Origin of the sequence: Hydrogenispora ethanolica, assembly GCF_004340685.1 — a bacterium.
GTDB classification, from domain to species: Bacteria; Bacillota; UBA4882; order UBA8346; family UBA8346; genus Hydrogenispora; species Hydrogenispora ethanolica.
Map to the genome: position 1 here is coordinate 57,249 of NZ_SLUN01000004.1, position 23,988 is coordinate 81,236.

General features: G+C 51.6%; 23 protein-coding genes. 20 read left to right on the forward strand and 3 right to left on the reverse strand.

What is annotated here, in order from left to right; all coding sequences use genetic code 11:
* The first annotated feature begins 33 nt into the window (after nucleotides 1-33).
* A complete protein-coding gene (locus tag EDC14_RS04710) occupies nucleotides 34-1,278 on the forward strand; it encodes a nickel-dependent lactate racemase family protein (RefSeq protein ID WP_279388730.1) in 1,245 nt (414 codons plus the stop codon).
* 13 nt (nucleotides 1,279-1,291) lie between these two features.
* The gene (locus EDC14_RS04715) at nucleotides 1,292-2,365 is read left to right on the forward strand and encodes a zinc-dependent alcohol dehydrogenase (RefSeq protein ID WP_132013086.1); all 1,074 of its coding nucleotides are present in this window, start codon (nucleotides 1,292-1,294) and stop codon (nucleotides 2,363-2,365) included.
* 10 nt (nucleotides 2,366-2,375) lie between these two features.
* Here the strand turns inward: EDC14_RS04715 and EDC14_RS04720 are convergent, their stop codons facing one another.
* A complete protein-coding gene (locus tag EDC14_RS04720) occupies nucleotides 2,376-2,816 on the reverse strand; it encodes a hypothetical protein (RefSeq protein WP_132013087.1) in 441 nt (146 codons plus the stop codon).
* Nucleotides 2,817-4,572: 1,756 nt separating this feature from the next.
* On the opposite strand from EDC14_RS04720, the gene EDC14_RS04725 reads away from it, so the two are divergent.
* The 7 genes from EDC14_RS04725 (at nucleotide 4,573) to EDC14_RS04755 (ending at nucleotide 13,108) form a co-directional block, all read left to right on the forward strand.
* Nucleotides 4,573-6,363: a sensor histidine kinase gene (locus tag EDC14_RS04725; RefSeq protein ID WP_165907795.1), complete on the forward strand. Its 1,791-nt coding sequence runs from the start codon at nucleotides 4,573-4,575 to the stop codon at nucleotides 6,361-6,363.
* Nucleotides 6,338-7,966: a response regulator gene (locus EDC14_RS04730; RefSeq protein WP_132013091.1), complete on the forward strand. Its 1,629-nt coding sequence runs from the start codon at nucleotides 6,338-6,340 to the stop codon at nucleotides 7,964-7,966. The genes EDC14_RS04725 and EDC14_RS04730 overlap by 26 nt, the downstream gene beginning before the upstream one ends.
* Before the next feature lie 108 nt (nucleotides 7,967-8,074).
* Nucleotides 8,075-9,370: an ABC transporter substrate-binding protein gene (locus tag EDC14_RS04735; protein ID WP_132013093.1), complete on the forward strand. Its 1,296-nt coding sequence runs from the start codon at nucleotides 8,075-8,077 to the stop codon at nucleotides 9,368-9,370.
* 107 nt (nucleotides 9,371-9,477) lie between these two features.
* The gene (locus tag EDC14_RS04740) at nucleotides 9,478-10,410 is read left to right on the forward strand and encodes a carbohydrate ABC transporter permease (RefSeq protein WP_132013289.1); all 933 of its coding nucleotides are present in this window, start codon (nucleotides 9,478-9,480) and stop codon (nucleotides 10,408-10,410) included.
* Nucleotides 10,410-11,255 carry a carbohydrate ABC transporter permease gene (locus EDC14_RS04745; RefSeq protein ID WP_132013095.1) on the forward strand — a complete coding sequence of 282 codons (846 nt, stop codon included), beginning with the start codon at nucleotides 10,410-10,412 and terminating at the stop codon, nucleotides 11,253-11,255. Before EDC14_RS04740 ends, EDC14_RS04745 begins: the two co-directional genes overlap by 1 nt.
* Before the next feature lie 41 nt (nucleotides 11,256-11,296).
* Nucleotides 11,297-12,829, forward strand: a complete 1,533-nt coding sequence (locus tag EDC14_RS04750; protein WP_132013290.1) for an alpha-N-arabinofuranosidase — start codon at nucleotides 11,297-11,299, stop codon at nucleotides 12,827-12,829.
* Nucleotides 12,830-12,847: 18 nt separating this feature from the next.
* Nucleotides 12,848-13,108 (forward strand): DUF6171 family protein, encoded by a 261-nt coding sequence (locus EDC14_RS04755; RefSeq protein ID WP_132013096.1) that lies wholly within the window; start codon nucleotides 12,848-12,850, stop codon nucleotides 13,106-13,108.
* A 103-nt stretch (nucleotides 13,109-13,211) separates the two neighbouring features.
* On the opposite strand, the gene EDC14_RS04760 is transcribed toward EDC14_RS04755, so the two are convergent.
* Nucleotides 13,212-14,129, reverse strand: coding sequence for an aldo/keto reductase (locus tag EDC14_RS04760; protein ID WP_132013098.1), 918 nt, complete (start codon nucleotides 14,127-14,129; stop codon nucleotides 13,212-13,214).
* Nucleotides 14,130-14,224: 95 nt separating this feature from the next.
* Nucleotides 14,225-15,073: an NAD-dependent epimerase/dehydratase family protein gene (locus EDC14_RS04765; protein WP_132013100.1), complete on the reverse strand. Its 849-nt coding sequence runs from the start codon at nucleotides 15,071-15,073 to the stop codon at nucleotides 14,225-14,227.
* A 366-nt stretch (nucleotides 15,074-15,439) separates the two neighbouring features.
* On the opposite strand from EDC14_RS04765, the gene EDC14_RS04770 reads away from it, so the two are divergent.
* From EDC14_RS04770 to EDC14_RS04815, 11 genes are all read left to right on the forward strand, one after another.
* Nucleotides 15,440-15,838 (forward strand): MerR family transcriptional regulator, encoded by a 399-nt coding sequence (locus tag EDC14_RS04770; RefSeq protein WP_132013102.1) that lies wholly within the window; start codon nucleotides 15,440-15,442, stop codon nucleotides 15,836-15,838.
* 151 nt (nucleotides 15,839-15,989) lie between these two features.
* Nucleotides 15,990-16,397 carry a HEPN domain-containing protein gene (locus EDC14_RS04775; protein WP_132013104.1) on the forward strand — a complete coding sequence of 136 codons (408 nt, stop codon included), beginning with the start codon at nucleotides 15,990-15,992 and terminating at the stop codon, nucleotides 16,395-16,397.
* A complete protein-coding gene (locus EDC14_RS04780; protein ID WP_132013105.1) occupies nucleotides 16,373-16,693 on the forward strand; it encodes a nucleotidyltransferase domain-containing protein in 321 nt (106 codons plus the stop codon). The genes EDC14_RS04775 and EDC14_RS04780 overlap by 25 nt, the downstream gene beginning before the upstream one ends.
* Before the next feature lie 301 nt (nucleotides 16,694-16,994).
* Complete coding sequence (locus EDC14_RS04785; protein WP_132013107.1) at nucleotides 16,995-18,002, forward strand: L-lactate dehydrogenase; 1,008 nt, start codon at nucleotides 16,995-16,997, stop codon at nucleotides 18,000-18,002.
* Nucleotides 18,003-18,297: 295 nt separating this feature from the next.
* Nucleotides 18,298-19,410 carry an aminotransferase class I/II-fold pyridoxal phosphate-dependent enzyme gene (locus tag EDC14_RS04790; protein WP_132013109.1) on the forward strand — a complete coding sequence of 371 codons (1,113 nt, stop codon included), beginning with the start codon at nucleotides 18,298-18,300 and terminating at the stop codon, nucleotides 19,408-19,410.
* A 29-nt stretch (nucleotides 19,411-19,439) separates the two neighbouring features.
* A complete protein-coding gene (locus EDC14_RS04795) occupies nucleotides 19,440-19,928 on the forward strand; it encodes an OsmC family protein (protein WP_132013111.1) in 489 nt (162 codons plus the stop codon).
* 3 nt (nucleotides 19,929-19,931) lie between these two features.
* Nucleotides 19,932-20,069: a hypothetical protein gene (locus EDC14_RS26615; protein WP_165907796.1), complete on the forward strand. Its 138-nt coding sequence runs from the start codon at nucleotides 19,932-19,934 to the stop codon at nucleotides 20,067-20,069.
* Between the two features lie 20 nt (nucleotides 20,070-20,089).
* On the forward strand, nucleotides 20,090-20,467 hold the full coding sequence (locus tag EDC14_RS04800; protein WP_132013113.1) for a VOC family protein: 378 nt from the start codon (nucleotides 20,090-20,092) through the stop codon (nucleotides 20,465-20,467).
* A gap of 220 nt (nucleotides 20,468-20,687) precedes the next feature.
* A complete protein-coding gene (locus EDC14_RS04805) occupies nucleotides 20,688-21,479 on the forward strand; it encodes a hypothetical protein (protein WP_132013115.1) in 792 nt (263 codons plus the stop codon).
* Between the two features lie 93 nt (nucleotides 21,480-21,572).
* Nucleotides 21,573-22,724, forward strand: coding sequence for a lipid-A-disaccharide synthase (lpxB, locus tag EDC14_RS04810; protein ID WP_165907797.1), 1,152 nt, complete (start codon nucleotides 21,573-21,575; stop codon nucleotides 22,722-22,724).
* Nucleotides 22,725-22,886: 162 nt separating this feature from the next.
* Nucleotides 22,887-23,870, forward strand: a complete 984-nt coding sequence (locus EDC14_RS04815; RefSeq protein WP_132013119.1) for a polysaccharide deacetylase family protein — start codon at nucleotides 22,887-22,889, stop codon at nucleotides 23,868-23,870.
* Nucleotides 23,871-23,988: the final 118 nt, after the last annotated feature.

Sequence of the window (23,988 nt, forward strand, 5' to 3'; positions counted from 1 at the left end):
GGTGCCGGACCGGAATCTGCGGGCCTGCGCGAAGTGGAATTCGCGGTGCCGGACCGGAATCTGCTTTACTATGCCGCTCCGGCGGCCATTGCGGCTTGCGGCGATCAGGACCGGCTCATCAGCGAAGCGCTTGACCAGCCCATCGGGGCCGGCCGCTTGGAAGAAACGATCCCGGTTGGGGCCAAGGTACTGATCATCATCGACGATATTACCCGGCCTACGCCGCAGCAGCGGATTCTGCCCCATGTCTTGCGCCGGATCGAGCAGGCGGCGCCTCGGCAGATCAAGCTGATGATCGCCCCGGGAACGCACCGGCCGTTGACCGAGGCGGAACTGCTCCAGAAAGTGGGTCCGGCAATCCTCGGCCGATACGAGATCATCAACCCCAACTATCAGGAGAGCCATTTTCATTACTTGAACACCACGGAATTGGGGACTCCGGTTGAGGTTTATCCCGAAGTGCTGGAGTCCGATTTCAAAATCGCCATCGGGAACATCGTTCCCCACGTGGTCGTCGGTTGGAGTGGCGGGGCCAAAATGATCCAGCCGGGAGTCTGCGGCAAACGGACTACGGATTACACCCATTGGATCGGCGCGGTCAAGACCGATCTGATGGGGGTCTGCGGCGCCATCGACAATCTCTGCCGCGCCGAGATCGACCGCATCGGCGAAATGGTCGGGCTGGATTTTATCATCAATACCGTGCTCGATGAGGAGCGAAACATCCTGAAGCTTTTCGCCGGGCATTTTTTAGAAGCCCACCGCGCGGGGGTCCGCTTTGCCGATCAAGTGCTCAGACCGGAAATTCCGGAGCTGGCCGATATCCTGGTCGTTTCGGCCAATCCTTGTTTCATCGATTATTGGCAGGGTTTCAAACCCTTTGCCTTCGCCCAGTTCGGTGTGAAGAAGGGCGGAACGATTATTTTCGTTCTGGATGCTCCGGAAGGACTCTGCGGCAACGCCCCGTCCCACCAACAAGCGGTATATGAAGGTTTTCGAATGACGCCGCCAGCGATTATCGACGGGGTCAACCGGGGGGCCATCCGGGACATTGTGGGAGCCACCAATCCTCTGAACCATTTCAAACTGATCGATCGGGCCGACGTGATTTGCGTGTCTCAATATCTAACGGAAGAAGAGTTGAGACTATTACGTTTTCGACGGGCCAACGATGTGAACGCCGCTTTGGAGATGGCCTTTGAGCGACATGGAGCCGACGCCAAGGTCGGGATCATCCCGTATGGCGGCGAGACTCTGGTACGATTAAAAACGCTTTGAGGAGGATGAACGGATGAAGGCGGTTGTATTGAAAGGCAGTCACGATTTGGAATACCGCGATGTGCCGCTGCCAGAGTTGAAGCCGGATGAGGTCTTGGTCCGGGTGAAAGCCTGCGGCGTCTGCGGCAGCGACTTACGCTATTATGACGGCGAAAGCCCATGGGCCATGCATACCCTTGGCATCAACGCCAAGAACCCCGACAATATTATCCTGGGTCACGAGTTCACCGGCGAGGTGGTCGAGGTACGCGACCCCAAATACCGCTTTTTAGTCGGCCGACGCGTCGGAGTATTGGTCTACAACACCTGCGGCGTTTGTGAGTTTTGCCGCACCGGCCGCGAAAATCTCTGCCGGGACACCAAACATATCGGGCACGGCGCGGGCTGGAACGATATGAAGTATTTCCCCGGGGGGATGGCCGAATACTGCCAGGTCTGGGGGACCCACTGCTACCCCATTGCCGATCACGTAAGCGACGAGGAGGCCTCGACCCTGGACTTTTTTGCAGTCGCCATGCATGCGGTGAAGCTTGCTCCGGAGCTCTTGGGGGAAGATGTGGCGATCATCGGCAGCGGCCCGGTCGGACTGGCTATCGCCCAGATCGTCCGGCTCTTTGGAGCCAGACGAGTCTATTGCGTGGATATTTATGACCTGGCGCTGGAGATCGCCGCAAAAGTAGGAGCCGATGGCGGAGTGAACGCTACCCAGGCCGACCCGGTGGAGTATATCAAGGAGCAAACCGGTGGAAGCGGGGTTAGAGCCGTCTTTGACTGCGTGGGAACCAACGGCACTCAGAAACAGGGCCTGCAGATGCTGGGCTGCAGCGGAACCATGGTCAATCTGGTGGCCAATGAGAATGAAATGGACTATCAACTGTTGGATCTGAGCGGCGAGCGTTCGATCCGTTGTTCCGCCAATAACCCGTTCAAGGATTTCCCGACCACCCTGCGGTTGATGGAGGCGGGCCGGTTGCAAGCCAAACCGCTAATCACGCACAGATTCCGGCTGGAACAGGTCAAAGAAGCCTTTGAGCTGCTCTGGAACAAGCAGAAAACCAACGCGATGAAGGTCATCCTGTACCCCTAAACCCATCTCATCAGGTCAGATAAAACTTCGCGGTTTGAATTTTAAGATGAGTGAAAGCCGGTTGGAACCTGTGTCCGGCCGGCTTTCCGGCTTTGCCGGTTAGCCGGTTTTCGTTGTACATCCCCGACTTATCCACAGCCAAAACCGTTAACCACGTTAAACGGATCCGTTTATCCACAAAAATAGCTTGCTTATCCACAAAAAGAGCTTGCCGAGCGACTGAGCGAGCTCGCTCAGTCACAAAACCAGCTCGCTTATCCACAAAAAGAGCTTGCTGAACGACTGAGCAAGCTCGCTTATTCACAAAACCAGCTCGCTTATCCACAAAAAGAGCTTGCTGAACGACTGAGCAAGCTCGCTCATTCACAAAACCAGCTTGCTCATCCACAAAAATAGCTTGCCGAGCGACTGAGCAAGCTCGCTCATTCACAAAACCAGCTTGCTCATCCACAAAAAGAGCTTGCTGAACGACTGAGCAAGTTCGCTATCTACTTTGAAAAATCGCTTCGAAGCCTTGTGGTTTCCCCTTTAAGGGGCAAGGGGTCGCACTTCGTCATTTTTCATCCTTTCGTTTGTCCTAACTTTGTTGGGGTGGGAGGCTCATTCATAAAACCAGCTTGCTGATGATTATAAAGTTAAATCCGCAAGAAAGTACGTAAGCATGATAGGGATTCGATCTAGCCTTCTTCCTCTCTCTTGGCTCTCCGCAGCGGTATTCCATCCATGGACCGCCGTGCGTAAACCATCCTGGTTAGGGCCCGAATCGGGGAGAGTAACCACCATTCTCCGCAGCCTAAAGGCTTTTAGACCCCGGAGCCTGGTGGTTTCCCTGCCCGATTCGGGCAATGCCATCAAGGGATAATTACATATTTTGGAACAAGAACACTATAGCGCATTATGATGATGAATAAGGGAAGAGTGGGAGAGGTCGCTTTTCGACTTCGTAGTTTGTCATCAATACATTTCCCATGTTGACTATTATATTAGCTCAGAAAATTAAAATATCGTGAAATATCTTAGCCAGATTAGGCCTGAAAGCTCAAAACTGAACTCACCCATCTAGCTTCCCTCTCTTTTGCGGAAAGAGAGGAAAGGAAGGCCGGTTCATGGCAGTGGCTGAGTCTTTAGGCGGCGGAGGATCCGGGTTACCCTCTCTTTCATAAAAGAGAGGGCGAGGGTGAGTTCGATTTATCTTTCCGATTTTACTGGGTTAACTTGATAGTCATCTTTCCCATTTTATCCCACGATAGCTTGATCCTGAATCCGTGGCGAATCCCTTTATACCAGGCGAAACGTTGTCGCGAGTTCTTACGGTTTTGCCTGGTAGTCTATAGAGGTCACGGATTCAGGTGGATGACATTGCCCGATTCGGGAAGGGCCGAGGGTTAGGACTATAGACGTCACGACTTATCCTTCAATCCCTTCCGTGTGAGCGGAGCTAACTTGATAATCATTAGCTCGCTTATCCACAAAACCAGCTCGCTCATCCACAAAAAGAGCTTGCTCGGCGACTGAGCGAGCTCTTTCAGCCACCCAAAGCGATCCGTGATTCGTAAAACGTTCTCTTGCGGATCCTCAACCCGCGCCCGATTAAAAGCTATCTAGAAGCCATGTGATAAAGTCTTTCGAAACGAGATCAGCATGCAAAAAAGTTAAAAAATCGACTTTATCACTTGCTTCTCTGAGCTTTTGTGTTCACCCTTGCCTTCGGACAGGGTTTATCACAACGCTTGTAGAAGCTCAAAACAATGTTTCATCCACTTCAAAGCCTGGTGCTTTCCCCTTTAAGGGGCAAGGGGTTGCATTTAGACATTTTTCATCTTAAAAAAAGGCTTCTTTAAAATTTCGTCAAACATCCCCATGATTTACCGGAAAGGATTCATCGCGGCATTTCGCCTGTTTACGCGAAATGTGCTTCGTAAAGCGCCGTCTCCCTGTCGCCATGGCAGGAAGTGGGCCGGAAGGACCGAAATGTATTAACGTTTCTGTCCCTTTTCATGTTATGAAAAATTTCGCATTGCCGGGAGGAGGCAAACCATTTGCGCCCCATTCAAGAGCTTTTGAGACAGCTACGTTTGAACATATCGGATATGATCAACTATCTGACTCGGAATTACGAAAATCACAAAGCTTTTATCAATTTGGCCGGCTTTATCCGGCAGACGGGGATTCAGAACCGCTTATTCATCTCCTTTGCGATCCTTTCGTTGATTCCATTGCTGATTACCGGAGTTTTTGCGTACTATAAGTCGAGTGAAGCGATTAAAACCAAGATCAGCACTTATTCAATTCAGGTTGTGAATCAAGTCAGTGAAAACATTCAAAACGCTCTGGCCCGTTTTGAAAGTGACAGCGTTGATATTGCGTTTTCGGATATCTTTCAAAAAACCCTGATTAGCTATGCTACACTGAATGATTGGCAAAAAACGGATGCGGAATTAAAAATGCAAGCCATTCTCGCCAAACGGTTTCTGTTTTTCCGCAGCGTTTCGGATGTTTTAGTGTATACCCAAAATAAGGAGAAGATCATCGCCTACGGCGACATGCTTTTTAAACTAAAGCTTAAGTCGGATTTCTTAGAGGACATTTTCCAGGAAACGGCGGCCCGAAAAGGCGTCCCGGTATGGCTGATCGAAGATCAAGCGAATGAAGCAGAACCGAGTAATTCGATTTATCGCATGGAACGATACGGCAGTGCGGGCATCCTTTTGGCCAGAAGCTTTAAATCACTGGAACAGGGAATTCCGATCGGCTATATCATTATCCGAATTAATGAGAAGTATATCTTAAATAAATATAAAAGCATCAATCTTGGAAACGGCGCCGATACTTTTATTTTGAATCGTCAAGGGGTGGTGATCTCCAGCCGAAACCCGGACACGAAAGTTGCCCGGTTATATCCCGATCCTTCCTTTAGCGAAGCACTCAAAAGCCACATGAAAGAGGGTAAATATACATTTAACCATATTATTTCCGGCAAACGCTGTTTGATTGCTTACACCTACATCCCCGGCGCGGATTGGTTTGTGGTGAGCGCCATCCCCTTCTTCTATCTGAACTCCGAATCAACCAGAATTGGCATTTACATCGCTATTTTAGGAATTATCTGTTTCCTGTTGGCTTTATTCCTCTCTTTCATTGTCACCAAAAGTATTGCCAAGCCTCTGCATCAACTGGTGGATTCCATGAAAAACGTTGAAACCGGCAATTTTGTCGTCCGCATCGAAGATCGCAGCAAGGACGAGATCGGCGAAGTAACGAATGTCTTTAATAAGATGGTGCGGGAGATTAAAGATCTGATTGAGGAAGTAAAAAACAAAGAAAAACTAAAAAGGATTGCTGAACTTAAGACGCTACAGGCCCAGATCAACCCGCATTTTCTTGCCAATACACTGAATACTGTCCGCTGGCTGGCCAATATCCAGAAGGCGGATAATATATCGAGTGTTGTTACATCACTCATGCAGCTGTTGGACGGGTGCATGGGCAAAGGGAGAGAGTTGGTCGAGTTTCGGGATGAGATCACCTATGTGAAGAATTATCTCAATATCATGGCCTACCGGTACTATGACAAATTTAAGGTCCATTATCAAATTGAAGCCGAAATTTTGGACTGCCAGGTGCCAAAGTTCATTTTACAGCCGATCGTCGAGAATTCACTGATCCATGGCTTAGGGCCCGGCGGCGGGCAGGGGATCATTGTTGTCAAAGGGTACAGGGCCGGGAACGACTTAAAGATGATTGTCCGGGATAATGGCGTCGGTATCCCCGGCGATGTGATGGACAACTTACTGCAAGAAAAGCCACCTGAAAAGAAAGACCGGCTCAGCGGCATCGGAATTTGGAATATCGAAGAAAGAATCAAACTCAATTTCGGCCCGGAGTACGGTATTACCATTGAGAGTGTTCCCAATTTGTATACGACGGTAGAAATCACCATTCCGGTGATTGAGAAGGAAGGAGCTGAATTGGATGCTAAGGGTGTTGATTGTGGATGACGACAGTTTTTCCAGGACCGACTTGAAAACGATGATCGAATGGGAGAACCGCGGTTTTTGTATCACCGGGGAGGCCAATAACGGTTTAAACGCCATTCAACTCATGGAAAAGGAATTGCCCGACATCGTGATCACCGACATGTACATGCCCTCGATGGACGGGATTGGGCTGATTGATTACATTGAGCAAAATTACCCGCAGATCCGGGTGATTGCCGTAAGCGCCTATGATGACTTTGATTATGTGCGACAGAGCATGAAGAAGGGCGCCATCGACTATGTCCTGAAGCATCGTTTGAACGCGGCGGTTTTAATGGATATGCTTGAAACCGCCCGGAATTCCATCATCCAATACCGGGATGAATGTAATCAAAGAAATTTTATGTCCGACCAGATATCAAGCGGCCGGGCGATTCTGGCTCAGGAATTCATTTTGAAACTGGTTTCCGGAACCATAACCGATAAAGCAGAAATTCGCCAAACCATCGGTGCCCTGGACATTAAGATGGATACCGAAAATCTGGTGATCGCGATTTCGGAGATCGATGACTATCCATTTATCGAAGAAAAATACTCCAGTAAGGAAAGGGGGGTTCTGATCCAAACTTTTTTGGAGATCGCCAAGGAAATGCTCAGCGATTGGGAGAAAGCGCCCATCTTCCAGCTTGAGAAAGGGAAGTTTATCATCGTCTTTTCTTTGGGAGTCGGCTATAGCCGGCTATATATCAATAATCGGCTTTCCGCAACCTTGGATCGAATCAGAACCGGAATTAAAAAATACTTGAATATCACCGCCTGCTTTGGTGTCGGCAAACTATGCCGGGACATTTCCGTGTTCTCCATGGCTTACCGGGAAGCGGACATTCAGTTAAAAAATAAATTTTACCAGGGGAAAGACGGTATTTTCATGAGCGGCTCAGCCTATCGGCATGAAGAGGGCTTTTTCTGTCTTGATATCAAAGAGGAAAAAGAAATTTCCATGGCCTTGCGAGCCCTTGATTATGAAAAAGTGAAAGGAACCATCGATCTCATTTTCGAGAAAATCTCCAGTCAAAGGCTTGGCATTAAGTCAACTCAGATGATTTGCGCCGAATTGATCAACATCGTCAATAAGGTCCTTAAAGAGACCGGATTGGAGATTTCCAAGATCTATACCAATAAGGATATCCCGTACAATATGCTGCAAAAGTATGAAACGATCAGCGATATCAAAGAATGGTTGTTGGGCATCTATGGAAAGTTGATTGTAATCCTTGAGAGCATAAAAAGCGATCACCAGCATTCGGATATAACCAAAAAAGTGATCGAGTTTATCAACCGCAACTATCAGAAAGACATTTCCTTGAGCGATGTCGCTGATTTCATCGGAGTAAGCAATTCCTATATCAGTAGAGTTTTTAAGGAAGACTGCAGGATGGGTTTTGTTGAATACCTGAATCATATTCGGGTTGAAAATGCCCGCAATTATATTAACAACGGAGAATACAAGCTCAAAGAGATTGTGACCAAAACCGGGTTTAATAATTACAACTATTTCTTTAAGGTGTTCAAGGAGATCGTGGGGATGACCCCTTTGGAGTATGAACAGAATTGTAAAAAGTAGATTACAAAAAATTGTAGTAGAGTACAAGAATGTGGAGTTCGAAGCGATACAGTATTTTTTATAATGTAAATGTAGGGTTAAAGACAAATAAAAAAGGGAGGAACGATTATGAAAAAGGTTTCGATTTTAGTGTTGACCATGCTGCTGGTGCTTTCTCTATTACCGCTCGGCTACAGCGCCATTCAGGCCAAAGGAGCCGTAAAACCGGTCAAGTTGAATCTATGGACCTACATGGATCTGCACAAAAAGTATTATGAGAAAACTGCGGAACTCTGGAACAAAAGCAACCCCAAACAGCCCATTGATTTGACGGTTGATGTTTATCCCAACGCCGAAATGCACAACAAACTGCTGATTGCTTTGCAGTCGGGAGTCGGGGCTCCGGATATTTCGGATATCAACATTAACTTTTTCCAGAATTTTTTAAAGGGCGATATTCCTCTCGTATCACTCAACCGGGTCATCAATCCGGTTAAATCGAAATGTATCCAGTCCCGGTTCGATATTTACAGCAAAAACGGCCAATACTACGGGATCTGTTTCCACGTGGGCGCGACCGTTGTCTATTACAACAAGGACCTCATGAATCAAGCCGGAGTCGATGTGGACAAGATCGTTACCTGGAACGATTATGTCAACGCCGGCAAAAAAGTGCTCGCCGTAACGGGGAAACCAATGACTGCGGTGGAAGTCACCGATCAAAGACCTTTCTGGCCGATGATTGTCCAAAGAGGTTCTGATTACCTTGACAAAAAGGGCAATGTGACGATGGACAGTGAAACCAACGTCAAAACATTACAATTCATTAAAGACATGATTTACAAGGAAAAAATCGCTATCCCCATGCCGGGCGGAAATACCAACTCTGAAGAATTTTTCGCCTTCATGAATAAGGGCGGAATCGCTTCGTTGATTATGCCGATGTGGTATATGAGCCGGTTTACCAGCTATATGCCGGATTTAAAAGGAAAAATAATGGTTCGCCCCATGCCGATCTTTGAAAAAGGCAACTCACGGTCGGCCGGTATCGGTGGAACCGGAACCGCTGTGACCAAACAGTCCAAGAACCAGAATCTGGCAGTGAAGTTTCTCGCCTATGCTAAGCTTTCGAAGGAATCCAACATCCGGATCTGGCAAGAGCTCAATTTCGACCCGATCCGCTGGGATGTTTGGGATTCGCCGGAGTTGGCCCAACCCCTGCCGTATTTCAATAATGAAAAGGTATTTAAGGTCCTGTTGACGATGAGAAAAGAGATTCGCTCCCCGAATATGGGTGAATTAAGCGCCGCGGCGCAGGATATCGTAAAATCCAATGTGATGTTCAAGTCGCTGAAAGATCAGAGTCAGACTCCGGAACAAGCATTAAAGGCGGCTGCCGAGGAATTGCGCAGGCAGCGAAAGTAAGAATCAGGGGGATCTCGATTTAATTTGGGCTGCTAAAGCCGCTCAATCTGCAGCGAATCTTTAGCAGCCCTAATACTCCAGGAGGTGGGATTTTGGTCAAAACAGCGATGCCTAATCTCGGGGCTGGTCCGAAACTGAGCGCGAGTCGTCTTAAAAAGTTTTTTTATTCGAGTAAAACAGCGCCCTATTTGTTTGTTTCCCCATTTATCTTGTCTTTTTTGATTTTTTTTCTCTATCCGTCTATCAGTACAATCATCATGAGTTTTCAAGAGGTTTTAGGTTTTTCGGCCACTCGGTTTATCGGATTTAGCAATTATAACCGCTTGCTTAATGAACATTTTTTTAACGCGCTTCAGACGAATACCACTTTTACGCTATCAACGCTCATGATACTGATACCGCTGCCCCTGCTTTTTGCGGTGCTTTTAAATTCCAAGCTGATGAAGGGAAAAAATTTTTTCCGAGCGGTTATTTTTGTGCCGGCCTTGACCTCCGTAATTGTTGCCGGCGTCGCGTTTCGACTCATGTTTGGCGAACTGGATACCGCCTTCGTGAATTCCATCTTTCTGAAAATCGGGTTGCCGGCCCAGAAGTGGACTTTGAATTACGCCACGGGGATGTTGGTAATGGTCATACTGGCCGCATGGCGATTTGCCGGAATTAACATGATCTATTATTTATCGGGGTTGCAAAATATACCCGAAGAATTGTACGAATCGGCGGATATCGATGGCGCCAATACGTTCACTAAGTTACGGATGATTACTTTGCCGCTTTTAAAGCCGATTATCATTTACACCTTGACGATCGGGATCTTCGATGGCTACCGGATGTTCGGAGAGAGCTATGTATACTGGAATGAGGGGATGCCCGGGGATATCGGACTCACGATTGTCCGATACATTTATCAGCAAGCCTTCCAGAGAAATGACATGGGGCTGGGATCGGCTATCGGAATTACACTGCTCGTCATTGTTTTAGTGATCAACTTGATCCAATTAAAATGTTTTGGACTTTTTAAAAAAGATGGTGAACGCTGATGAATGCTAATCATAAACGAAGCCTTCTTACTGTGTTGATGATCGTCTCTTTCATCATCGTCAGCTTAATTGTGCTTTTTCCCCTTTATTACATGCTGATGGCGTCCTTTAAGAGTTCCCGTGAACTGTTCAGAAACGGTTTAGACTTAGGAATTAGGCTCGATTTGATGAACTTGGAGAACTATCGGTTGCTATTTCTCGGCCAGGGGTCAATCTATCTTTATTGGTATTTTAACAGTCTTTGCATTACTTTCCTATACACCATCGGAGCGCTCTTCTTTTCCTCCTTGGTCGGCTATGGTTTGGGGGCCTACGACTTCAAAGGCAAGAACGTGATCTTTACGATGGTTTTATTTGTGATGATGATTCCCCTGGAAATATTGATACTGCCACTCTATAAACTAATTATCAAGCTGGGTATCATCAATACTTATTTTGGAGTGATCCTGCCATTTACGGTTTCACCGATGGCGATATTTTTCTTCCGCCAGTATACCAGCGGGTTGTCCAAAGAATTCATGGATGCCGGAAGAATCGACGGCTGTACGGAATTCGGCATATTCTTTAAAATCATGGCTCCTTTGATGAAACCCGCCTTCGGCGCGATGACCATTCTTTTGGCAATGCAGAATTGGAACAGTTTTATCTGGCCGTTAATCGTCCTGCGGACCAACACCATGTTTACATTACCCATCGGTCTGGCATCGTTGATGTCACCCTACGGCAACAATTACGACATGCTGATAGCCGGCGCCGTACTGGCAGTCATTCCGATCATTATTTTATTCGTCTTTTACCAGCGCGCTTTTATATCGGGTCTCTCCAGCGGGGGCGTAAAAGGCTGAAAATCAGCGAATGGTTCGATAAACGAAGGAGGCTACCTGTTATGCGGACTACGCTAAAGATCGACACCACAGCGGGCAAGCATCGTATCAATCCCAATATCTACGGTCATTTTGCCGAGCATTTGGGCCGCTGTATTTATGACGGTTTTTGGGTGGGAGAGGATTCCCCGGTTCCCAATACCCGAGGGATAAGGAATGATATCATCAAGGCATTAAAGAATATTAAGATCCCCGTGTTACGTTGGCCGGGAGGATGTTTTGCCGATGAATACCACTGGAAGGACGGTATCGGCCCAAGGGAAAACCGGGCCAGAATGGTGAATACCCATTGGGGTGGAGTCGTTGAAAATAATCATTTTGGCACCCATGAATTCTTTGATTTGTGTGAGTTGCTGGAGACCGAACCGTATATCTGCGGCAATGTGGGCAGCGGAACCGTCCGCGAGATGCAGGAGTGGGTAGAGTATATGACCTTCGACGGCGAATCGCCGCTGGTCGCTCTCCGCCGGGCAAACGGGAGGGAAAAACCCTGGAGCCTGAAGTATTTCGGGGTCGGCAATGAAAACTGGGGTTGCGGCGGCCGGATGAGAGCCGAATATTACGCCGACCTGTATCGGCAGTACAGCTTGTATGTCAGGGATTATGGCGCCGCTCCGCTCGAAAAGATTGCCGCCGGTCCCAGAGGGGATAATTATCACTGGACGGAAGTGATGATGCGGGAAGCGGGGCATTTTATGGATGGACTCGCGTTGCATTATTATACAAGGGTCAATGACCACAACATAGTAATTGAAGAACCCGATGGGAACAAGATTTATTTAGCAAAACCCAATGCCGTCCGGGGATCCGCGGTGGATTTCGAGGCGGACGAATGGTATGCGATCATGAGCGCTGCTTATTTTACCGAAGAACTTATTACAAAGCATTCAGCCATTATGGATAAATATGATCCTGAAAAGAAAGTGGCCTTGATCGTCGATGAGTGGGGAACTTGGTTTGATGTCGAACCCGGCACCAACCCGGGATTCCTGTATCAGCAGAATACGCTTCGTGATGCGGTTTCCGCCGGGATCAGCCTCAATATATTCAACAATCATAGCGACCGGGTGCGGATGACCAATATCGCCCAGACAATCAATGTCCTTCAGGCTCCTATTTTAACGGACGGGGCTAAAATGCTTCTTACGCCTACCTATCATGTTTACGAAATGTACCAGGTCCACCAGGATGCGACGCATTTGCCAGTGGAGCTGATAACGGGGGAGCATGAACATGACGGGCAGAAAATTCCGTGGCTCAGTGCGTCCGCTTCGGTGGATGACAATGGTAAAATTCACCTGACCCTTTGCAACATCAATTTACGGGAGAGCGTTGAGATCAACTGCAGCCTGGCGGGGCTCAACCCACGCCGGATTTCCGGACAGGTTTTAACCGCCTCCGCAATGAACACTCATAATACCTTTGATCAGCCGGAGCAAGTAAAACCGCGGCAATTCAATGAATATGAAACGCTTTCCGACGGATTGAAAGCCAATCTTCCGCCAATGTCGGTGGTTTTATTGGAAGTCATGTGAGATTGGGGAGGGAATCGGATGAGAATCGTCCCTTGCAAGGATTGTTCGGGGACCATCGCTGTCACTCCGGAGAAAATTGCCAACATACTGCGCTATGTTATCGAGAAGAAAAAAGTTAAAACCGTAGCGGACGAGGCATATCAAAGTCGATTGGCAATTTGCAGCCGCTGCCCGGATCTATCGTTCGGCACGACCTGCCGGCATTGCGGCTGCCTGGTTCAGGTCAGAGCGAAAATTGACGGGGAATCTTGCCCCAATCCCGGACAGGCCAGGTGGTGAAGGTAGATTGGCCGGAGCGCCACTTCCGGACATTCCCCTGGGGACGGGTTCTTGGTAAACAGAAAGCCGGCTGGATCTCCTTCCAACCGGCTTTTTGCACAACTCAGGGCAGCTTGTTCCCGGCGGCGCGGTAGATCTCGTACCATTCCGGCCGGGAGAGGGTGACCGAGGAAGCCTGGCAGATATCTTTCAAGCGCTTGGCATTGGTGGTGCCGGCGATGGCTTGGATCTTGGCGGGGTGCCGCAGGATCCAGGCGATGGCGATGGCGGTGTTGGGCACGCCCTTGGCCGCCGCGATCTCGTCGATCTTCCGGTTCAATTCCGGGAATTTCGGATTGTCCAGGAAGACGCCCTCGAAGAAGCCGTATTGAAAAGGCGACCAGGCCTGGATGGTGATGTTCTTGAGGCGGCAGTAGTCCAGAATGCTGCCGTCGCGATCGACGGAACGGTCGATCTGCATGTTGACGTTGAGGCCGGCGTCGATCATCCCGGTGTTGGTGATGCTCAACTGCAACTGGTTGAAGATCAGCTTTTGATTCAGATACTTGCTGAGCAACTCGATCTGCATCGGATTTTGATTGCTGACTCCGAAGTATTTGACCTTGCCGCTCCGTTCCAGCTGGGTGAAGGCCTCGGCGACTTCCTCCGGCTCCACCAGAGCGTCGGGGCGGTGCAGCAGCAGCACGTCGAGGTACTCGGTGCGCAGCCTTTTGAGGCTGCCCTCGACCGCCTCCAGAATATGCTGCTTGGAAAAGTCAAAATAGCCCTTTTGAATGCCGCATTTGCTCTGGATGATCAGCCGTTCACGGATGCCCGGATTCATCTCCAGGGCCTCGGCGAAGCGCTCCTCGGCGCGGCCGCCGGCGTAAATGTCGGCATGGTCGAAAAAGTCGATCCCCTCGTCCAACGCGGTATGGAGCAAAGCCGCCGCGTCCTGCTTCGAAAGTTCGGCGATTCTCATGCAGCCGAGCGCGATCGCGGGGACGTTCATCTCGCCGCCGCTAATACTGATTTTTTTCATGAAACACACCTCTTTCCTTTAATATGGGCCGACCCCGGGATGACGTATTCTAAATCCCGGCCGCTTTCGGGAGGCTTCGGGCGAAGATCCGGAATTCAGAGTTTCACATGATCGCGCCAGGAATGAACGGGCCGCCAGTTCAATACTTCCTTGATCTTCCGGTTGCTCAAAAGGGTGTTGAAATTGTCCAGCGGCGCGCGGATATCGGTCACTTCGGGATAGCCGATGCTCAGGAGGGTCTCGCTCCGGATGTCCATGCTGGTGTCGTCGGCGGCGAGGTTGAGCGTCACCGCGCCGAGTCCGTCGGCCTCGATCGCCATCCGGCAGGCGACCGCGGCGTCGCGGGCGTCGATATAACTCCAGAGGATGTTTTGGCGTTGCTCCGGGTCATGGATGAAATTGGGGAAGTTCTGGTACATCTCCGGGGCGATGACATTGCCGATCCGGAAGCTTACCACCTGCATCCCGGTGAGCCGGTGAAACATCTCGGCCGTCTTTTCGTTGACGATCTTTGACAGGCCGTAACTGTCCTGCGGTAGTTGCGGGTGGTCCTCATCGAGGGGCACGTACTGCGGGACCAGGCGGTGTTTAGCGAAGACGATACCGTAGGAGGACTCGCTGGAGGCCACGACCGCTTTCCCGATGCCCAGGCCGGCAGCGGCCTGAAGGATGTTGTAGGTGGACATCACATTGTTCTGAAAGGTCACTTCATTGGGATGGCTGTAGGCTACGGGAATCGCCGCCAGGTGCACCACCGCGTCCGCCCCCGCCAGGGCGCCGTAACATTCGCCGAGGTTCTGCAGGTTGACCGTGACATGCTTCACCTTCGCAACCTTGGGTTTGACCAGATCGGCGTTCACGACTTCATAGCCGGACTCCAGAAAATGTTCGAGCACCGCGGTTCCCAGCCGTCCGCTGCCGCCCGTGACTACGACTTTTGGCAAATGAAACACCTCGTTTCAAAATTTGTCTTTCGGAGCCTACGCGGGTCGCCGCAACCATCGCAACCTCGGGTCGACGATGGCTTATCGTTGCGCATCCGTCGGTGCTTGATATCCTGAAAAATGAATGACGCGCATAAGCTCCGGGGGCCGCGATCGCCTCATTGCTCGGGCGGCCGCCGGCCAAAATGAAGCCAACATTTGAATTGTATACCTTGGAGTAGGCTATAAGTCAACACCGGTTTCGGACGGCGGGAAACCCCTCTTCGGGAGAGGAAGAAATCGGAGAGGGCTTGCCTTACCACGGGCGCTAGGGTATATAATGGAGTGGAAGGCCATCAACCGAAATTACGAGGAGAGAACGACGCCATGGGATACACGATCAAGACGATAGCGCAAAAGGTCGGACTGACCGAGTACACGCTCCGCTATTATGAGCGGGAAGGCTTGCTGCCGCTGATCGAGCGGGACGAGAACGGCAACCGCAACTTCAGCGACCAGGATATGGAACTGATCGGTTTGATCTGCTGCCTGCGCAACACGGGAATGCCGCTGGCCGCGATCAAACGCTTTGTGACCCTCACCAAGGGCGACGCGGCGACGATCGGCGCCCGCAAACAGATGCTGATCGAGCAGAAACAAGCCATCGAGGAGCAGATCCGGCAGTTCAAGAAGTACGCCCTGAAGATCGACAAAAAGATCGCCCATTACGAGGAGCTGGAGAAGAACGGCGGAATCGATCGTTGCCATTCGGATTCAAGTTGTTGAATACGCGCGGGAGATAGAGCAAGTGGTCATGGAATTGGGAAATTCTTGTGGAATGTTCTATAGAAGTTGGAAATATATTTGCGTGATAGAGAACAAGATAATCCCCAATTATTGAGAAAATAATATAATCAATCCAAAGGTGGTGATTTGATTGGATCCGCTTGACAAATATTCATATTGGGAAGATATCGCCGAATATGATCTTAAAACCGCTGAGGCCATGCTTGACTCCGGGAGATATTTATATGTGGTCTTTATGTGTCAGCAGGCGATCGAAAAAATAACGAAAGGATTATTTGTCTTAAAAAGTGGGGAGGAACCACCGCGGACTCATAATATTCTTGCGATTTTTGAAAAAATTCAGTTTCAACCGGATCAAATTATGGTGAAGGTTGAGGAGTATCGAGAATTTTTAGAAGAGTTATTGGCTTTTTATATTTCGGAAAGGTACCCGTCTTACAAGGAGAAGATTACGCTATCCGTCAATCACCAATCTGCCGTTGCCATTTTGTCCAAGGCTAAGGAGGTATTTGCATGGCTCAAATCCCTGAAAATATAAATTTGGCGATTCGAGAATATGTCTCGGAGCTAAGCAAGGAAATACCAGTTCAGAAAGCTGTTTTGTTTGGCTCATACGCCCGGGGGAATTATGACCGGGATAGCGATGTCGATTTAGCCATTTTTTCGGATTATTTTGCGGGCTCGTCTCGCATCGAGGGGATCAAGTTTTTGCTTGCCAGAGCCCGTAAGTATAACCATTATGATTTTCAACCCATTCCTTTCACTTATCAGGATTATATCGAACGGGAAGGATTTGTCGCCGAGGTGTTAAAAGAAGGGGTAGAGATTGTCTGAAAAATAAAGAGGCTGAAGTTGAAATTGGCGAGAATGAAATGAAATTCTCGCGCTGAAAGTTGCTATGGTTCAGGAAAGGAAGAAGACCGGAGGATGTAAGGAGTTAAAAGGCTCCAAAGTGCGAAGGCTCATCGCGGCGAACATGGAAGACGCAGGTCTTTTTTGTTCGCCGCTTTTATGTTATGATCACATTCAGCACCGTCCCGCTCGGGGGCGGTGGCGGAACTCGGAGAAGCAGCTCTCTCAATCGGTTATCGGTATCACAATTTCCTGACATCGAACATAGAGGATGGGATGAAGCATGGCAATCAAACGCAACAAAGTCGTGGTGGTAGGGGCGGGCGCCGTGGGCTCCGCGGTGGCCTTCAATCTGGTGGTGCAGGGGATTTGCGACGATTTGGTGTTGATCGATATCAACCGGGACAAGGCCTGGGCGGAAGCCACCGATCTCCAGCATTCCCTGGCCTATTCCAACCGCAATATGAATGTGCGGGATGGGGATTACGCCGCTTGCGGGGACGCTGATATTGTGGTGATCGCGGCGGCGCTGCCCTTCGTGAAGGGACAGACCCGGCTCGATCTGACCGAAAAGGCGGCCGGCATCATGCGCAGCATTATCGGTCCGGTGATGCAAAGCGGTTTTCAGGGGATCTTCATTGTGATCACCAATCCGGTGGATGTAATGGCCTATTATGTGTACAAACTCTCCGGCCTGCCGGCCCGCCGCGTGATCGGCACGGGTACGGCGCTGGATTCGGCGCGCTTGAAATATTACATCGCCGCTGTAATGAAGGTGGACCCCCGGAGCGTGCAGGCCTTGTGCCTGGGCGAACATGGCGATTCGCAAGTCATTCCCTGGAGCCTGGTCACAGTCGGCGGCAAGAATTTCCTCGACATTCTCGAGGACAACCGGGACCGGCTGCAAGGCATCGCGATCGACCAGATCGCCCATAACACCTCCTATATCTCGTACAAAGTGATGAACGCCAAAGGCGCGACGACCTTCGGCATCGCCGCGACCACGGTGGAGATCATCAAAGCGGTGCTCAACGACGAAAACAAGGTCATCCCGGTCTCCACCATGCTGCAAGGGGAATACGGCGAAAACGGCGTCTACGTCGGCGTCCCGGCCGTGCTGAACGGCGACGGCGTGAAGGAGCTGATGGAATGCAGGCTTTCGCAACGGGAGATGGCGGAGTTTAAGCAATCGGTGGCGCTTATCAAGGAGTATCAGGCGAAGCTGGGGGAGCCGGAAGACTTCGGGAACGCTGTCCATGACCCATCAGTCCCTACCCGAAACGCCGGATGATAATGCCGCAACCCGCCGGACGGATAACAAGCTTTGCAGAAATGCAGAGCTTTTTTTGTCGGGGTGCGCGGCCCGGGCGGCGCACCGGACGAAGCGGGAGGGATCTCCGGCAGGCATAAGAGAAACAGCTGCTTCCCGTTTCGTCTACCCGTCTCCGAATTTTAACAATTGGGAGGCAGGAAAAACCGGGGTGGATGAGTAATCATCATCAAATTGAAAGGAATTTCCAAAATTGCCGGGTTTTTCGACGCCGGTTCCAATCGATCGAATTTTCATGAGATGAGGCGGTTTTCCAATGCAACTGAATGATTTTAAACTGGAACGTTATTTCGCCAAGTATGAGTTCAACGTGGAGTATCTCCTGAGCCCCTCGGATTGCGAGAGTCTATCCCTTCCGGAACTGCTGGAATATGCGGATCCCGACGGAAAAGAGCTCTGGGCCAATTTGAAACTGGGGTATACCGAGTCCAAAGGCCACCCGGCGCTGCGGGAAGAGATCGCCCGGCTCTACCGGGAGATTTCGGCCGAGGACGTACTGGTGTTGACGCCGGAGGAAGGCATTTTCATCGCGCTCAACACCATCCTGCGACCGGGCGACAGCGCCGTGGTCGTGGATCCGGCCTACCAGTCGCTGCAGGAGATCCCGCGGAGCCTCGGTTGCAAGGTGACGCCCTGGCCGATCGTGGCCGGGAACGGCCAATGGACGTTGGACCTGAACCGTCTGGAGGATAGCATCGACAATCGGACGAGGCTCCTGGCCATCAATTTCCCCCACAATCCCACCGGGTTTCTGCCCTCGCGGGAGCTCTTCGCCGGAATTCTCGACCTGGTGCGGCGGCATGATCTTTATCTCCTCTCGGACGAGATGTACTGGTTGTCGGAACATCATCCCGCCGACCGGCTGCCGGCGGTCGCGGACGCCTATGAGAAAGGAGTCTCCTTGTTCGGACTCTCCAAGACCTTCGGACTTCCCGGGCTCCGCATCGGCTGGCTGGCCACCCGGGGCCAGGCGCTCATGGACAGGTTCGCGAGCATGAAAGACTATACCACCATCTGCGGCAGCGCTCCCAGCGAGGTGCTGGCCATCATCGGGCTGCGGGCCAAGGAGCGTTTGATCGCCCGGAGTCGGGAGATTATCCTTCGCAACAGGGACCTGGCCGAGCAGTTTTTTGCGGAGCATCCGGAGAGTTTCCGGTGGTTTGCGCCCCAGGCCGGTTCAACCGCTTTTCCCGAGCTGACGCGGGCGGTTCCGGTGGAGGCTTTCTGCGAAGACGTGGTGCTGACCAAGAACCTGATGATCCTCCCGGGCACGGTCTTCGATGCGCCGGGGAATCATTTCCGGGTGGGGCTGGGACGCCAGAATTTTCCCCAGGCGCTGGCGAGGCTGGGAGAGTATCTGCGAGGCTGATTCAAAATGAGTGTTCCCAGCCCCGGATCTTGCCGGTCGACGCCTGGCATCCATTGCTGAAAATTCCGAATAGAAAAGGAGTCATGAGCTTGAACAACCCACAATATGATATCCAAATCAGTTTAATCGACCAAAAAGTAAAAATGAGCGGAATCTCAAAATCCAATGCCGAACAGCCGTTGACCTTCGACTTCGCGCCCCCTCTGGGAACCGGAGCGGGGTATGCCGGGCTGGAACTGCTGGTGATGAGTTTCGCAAGCTGTGTCAGTACCACCTTATTATATCTGCTCCGAAAAAAGGGAGCGCAAGTCAGCGATTTTAAAGCCCATGTCCAGGGTTTCCGACGTGAGAAACCTTTATCGCTAGGCAAAATTATTTTTGAAGCCGCAATCAAAGCCGATCATATCGGAGCTGATGAGATCCGGAATGCATTGGAGGAGACCCGAACTCTAGCGCCGGTTTGGGTGTCAATGAGCGATCAGGTGGTAGTAGAGACCAGCTATAAACTTTTGGATTAACCTATGGTTCCGGACGGTTTGACCATGGCGCTTTTCATCGGGTGCATCGCGTTGGAAGACGATCGGATGCTCCGTCGAGAATTGGCCGGATACTCCGATTACGCCCAGCGAGTAAAGTACCGGCTGTTGCCGGCGATTTGATAAAAAGAGGGGTGGTGGCGGTGACGATTCAATTTGTTAATACGCTGATTATGGTCAAAGATATTGAGGTTTCCAAAAAATTCTACGAACAGACCATCGGCATTCCGGTGGTTCAAGATTACGGTGCTTGTGTCATCTTCGAGGGCCATCTGGCATTACACGGCGCCCGGGAGTTCCGGAGATTGATCGGCGCGCCGGAGGGCGGGACGGACGAACCGCAAGGCAGTCTGAACATGGATGTTTACTTTGAAACGGATGACTTGGCGGGCACCTACGAACGCTTGTGCCAGGCGGGAGTGCGGCTGATCCACGGCATCGAAACACAAGCCTGGGGGCAGCCGGTCTTTCGCTTCTATGACCCGGACGGACACGTGGTGGAGATCGGCGCGCCTTTATAAAAGCGTTGTGATAAACCCAGTCCGAAGGACAGGGTTGACACAAAAGCTCAGAAAAGCAAGTGATAAAGTCGATTTTTTAACCTTTTTGTATGCTGATCTCGTTTCGAAAGACTTTATCACATGGCTTATAAAAGCCGGCTTGTTCACTGAAAAATCGGTAATAATAGCAAATAGCGATCCCGTAAAATGAACTGAATCAATCAGGCAAGGAGCCTTCCGGTTGCAATCCTTTCGACATTACTGCCGCCAATGGGTGGGACAATTTGAGCGGCTGCTGGCCCGCAAGTACGTGAAGCCGGCCATCATCGGCTTGGCCGGTTTCCTGATTGGCGTCTTGCTGGCCGAGTTCGGGCTGAACTTTTGGATCCGCTCCGCCCTGCGGGCCAGTCTGATCGATACGGGCGCCAAGTCGCAACTGAAGGCCGACCTCAGTTGGCTGAGCCTGCCCGATCTGGCGCGGGGAAGGATTCGTTATGCCCGCTTGAACGCAACCCACTGCCGGATCAGCGAGTTAGACCTGGCCCGTCTGGACCTGGTCAATGAGGGCTTTCGCTTTGACCTCCCTTTGCTGTTGCGCGGCGGCGGGCTGCGTTTTCTGGAGGTGCGGAAGACCGCGGTGGAAGCGTGGGTCTCCGACCAAGCGCTCAGCGAGTACCTGCGGGCGCATTATCCCGATTATCAGCTGGATCTGAACGTTTTGGCGGATCGGGTGCGCCTCACCGGCGTGGCCTCGGTCTTCGGCAATGAAGTGCCGATACTGCTGGAAGGGGAAGTTGCCCCGGTCGATTACAGGAATATTCGTTTTTTTCCGAAACGGTTATTGATCTCCGGCCGTTCCATGGGCAGCAGCTTCGTCGGATTGATCGGCGATCAGATTCCGCTGGAGTTTCCGCTGTTGCCGAATTTGCCCCTGCGGCTGACCGGTTTGCGGCTCAAGCCGGGGCAGGTCCGGCTATCTTGGCGGGAATCGCCGATTCTTGCAGGGACCGGCGAAGATTCCCCGAATTATTAACCCGGAAATCAAAATATCCAAAGAATGAGAAGGCATCATCTCGGGTTCGCCCGGACCCGTTGGCTTTGGAATGAAACGGCAGAGGAGACGCCTATGGGACAACCGGTTATTTTCGTATCGACCTGTGAGTTTTCCGGGGACATGCACGGCGAGGTCTTGGTGAGGGAATTGCAAAAATTGCTGCCGGAAGCCATACTCTATGGCATCGGCGGACCCCGGATGGCCGCGGCTGGAGTGGAGTTGCTTTTTGACCCGACCCGGGTCAGCACCATCGGCTTTCTGGAAGCATTGCGCAATCTACGCCGGATGAAAAAACTGGTCCGAGAGATTACGGAGGAGTGGAACAAACGCCGCCCCGATTTGATGCTCTGGTTGGATTCGGGCGGATTCAACTTGGTGTTGGCTAAAGCGGCCAAGGAACGGCAGATCCCGGTGTATTGCATGTTTTCGCCCTCGGCCTGGGCTTATGGACAGGATCGCGCCGTCAAGCTGGCGGAGCGGGTTAAACTGCTGCTGGCGGTGGCTCCTTTCGAGGCCGATTTTTACCGCAAGTTCGGCGCGACCGTGACTTATGTCGGCCATCCTTTGCTGGATCGGGTCCGCAACACTCGCCAGCCGCAGGAGGTCCGGGAGGCGCTGGGAGTGGCGGACCCTCAGCAATTGGTGGTGCTGATGCCGGGCAGCCGGAAGCAGGAGATCGCCAAGTTGCTCCGGCTCATGCTGGAGGCGGCGGCGGAAGTCGCGGGGGAGCTTCGGGTGCGTTTCGCCCTGCCGGTGGCGGCCTCGTTGGACCGGGAATGGCTTGAGTCGATCGTCCGCGAGTATCCGGTGGAATGCAGCCTTTGTGAAGGGGGAGCTTACGATCTGCTGGCCGCGGCGGACGGGGCGGTGATCGCCTCCGGCACCGCTACATTGGAAGCAGCCATCCTCGGCGCGCCCATGATCATCGTCTACCGGATCAGTGGTTTGTCGTATCAAATCTATAAGGCGATGGAGACAGCCGAACATAAAAAGCTGGGCTTTATCGGCCTGCCCAATTTGATGATGGGCCGCAGCGTCGTTCCGGAGCTCCTGCAAAAGAACCTGACCGCTGCCAACATCGCCCGCGAGCTGAAGCGGATGCTCACCGACGCCGAGTACAACGCGCAGCTGCGCCGGGAATTGGGGGAAGTCCGGGAACGGATCGGACCTCCCGGAGTGATGCAAAGGGCGGCGCAGCTCATCGCCGCCGATTACCGGGACTGACCTCGCTTCCCAACCCCGGCTCCATCGGCAAAGCAGAACCTTTCGACCGATACAGCGGGCGGCTGCTCCCGGAGCGGCCGGAAAATCAGGCCGCCATCCCAGATAACCGGTTCTACCCGGTTTCCCCCGTGAATAAATAATCAGAGAACGGGGGGATAGGGGATGCGCGTTCTTTTCTTCAAGCAAAAACAGGTCCAAAGAGGGCTAATCTTTCTATTGCTGATGATCTTCACCGCCGGCGTGGTGGCCAATTGGGATAGGTTTGCCCGGCGGATTTTCGGGGTGAAACAGGGCGTCCGGTTGGAAGGGCGGGTTGTGCAAGGCTTTTTGCCGGACGAAGTCACTTCGCTGGTGAAAACGCTCGCCGCTCAAGTGAACCGGGAGCCGCGCAATGCCAGTTATATTCCGGAAACCGGCGAGATCTTGCCCGCCGAGTCCGGCAAGTTGGTGGATGTCGCCCAAACGGTCCACCAGGTCTGCATGGCGCCCGCCGGCTCCGTGGCCCGCCTGGTGGTGAACCCGGTGCCGCCACCGATCACCGAGGATCTTTTCAAACCGGTTTATCAGGGCGATAAAACTGCTTCCCGGGTGGCCCTGGCGATCAATGTCGCCTGGGGCGAAGAACACCTGGGAGAGATGCTGAAGATCCTCGCGGAGGAAAAGACCAAAGCGACCTTCTTTTTTGTCGGAACGTGGGTGAAGCTATTTCCGGAACTGGTACGGAATATCGCCGCCGCCGGTCACGAGGTGGCCAATCATGGCCTTTTTCACGGCCATCCCGCGCAGATGAGCCGGGAGCAAGTGAAAAAGCTCATTTCCGATAACGCGTTGCTCTTGTGGTCGATCACCGGAAAACAACCGGCCAATCTGTTCGCGCCGCCCTATGGCGAGATCAGCCCGGAGGTATTGGCAGCGGCCGGGGAATTGGGCAATTATACCATCTTGTGGTCGGTGGACACCGTAGACTGGAAAAATCCCGATCCGCAGGAGATGTTGCGCCGGGTATTGGGCAAGATCGAACCCGGCGGTATCCTGCTGATGCATCCCACGGTCGCCACCAAGACGGTATTCCGGGAGCTGATACGCTCCTTGCGCCAACGGAATCTCGAACCCGGTACGGTCTCGCAGGTGATGGGGAAATCGTGACCAATAACCGAAAAAAACGCCAACCGCGGCTTTGCGGAACGAGCGAATTTCCTACTACTCCGGTGTTTAAATACATCGAAAGGAATTTTGGAAAATCGCGATGCTTTAACGAGTTTTC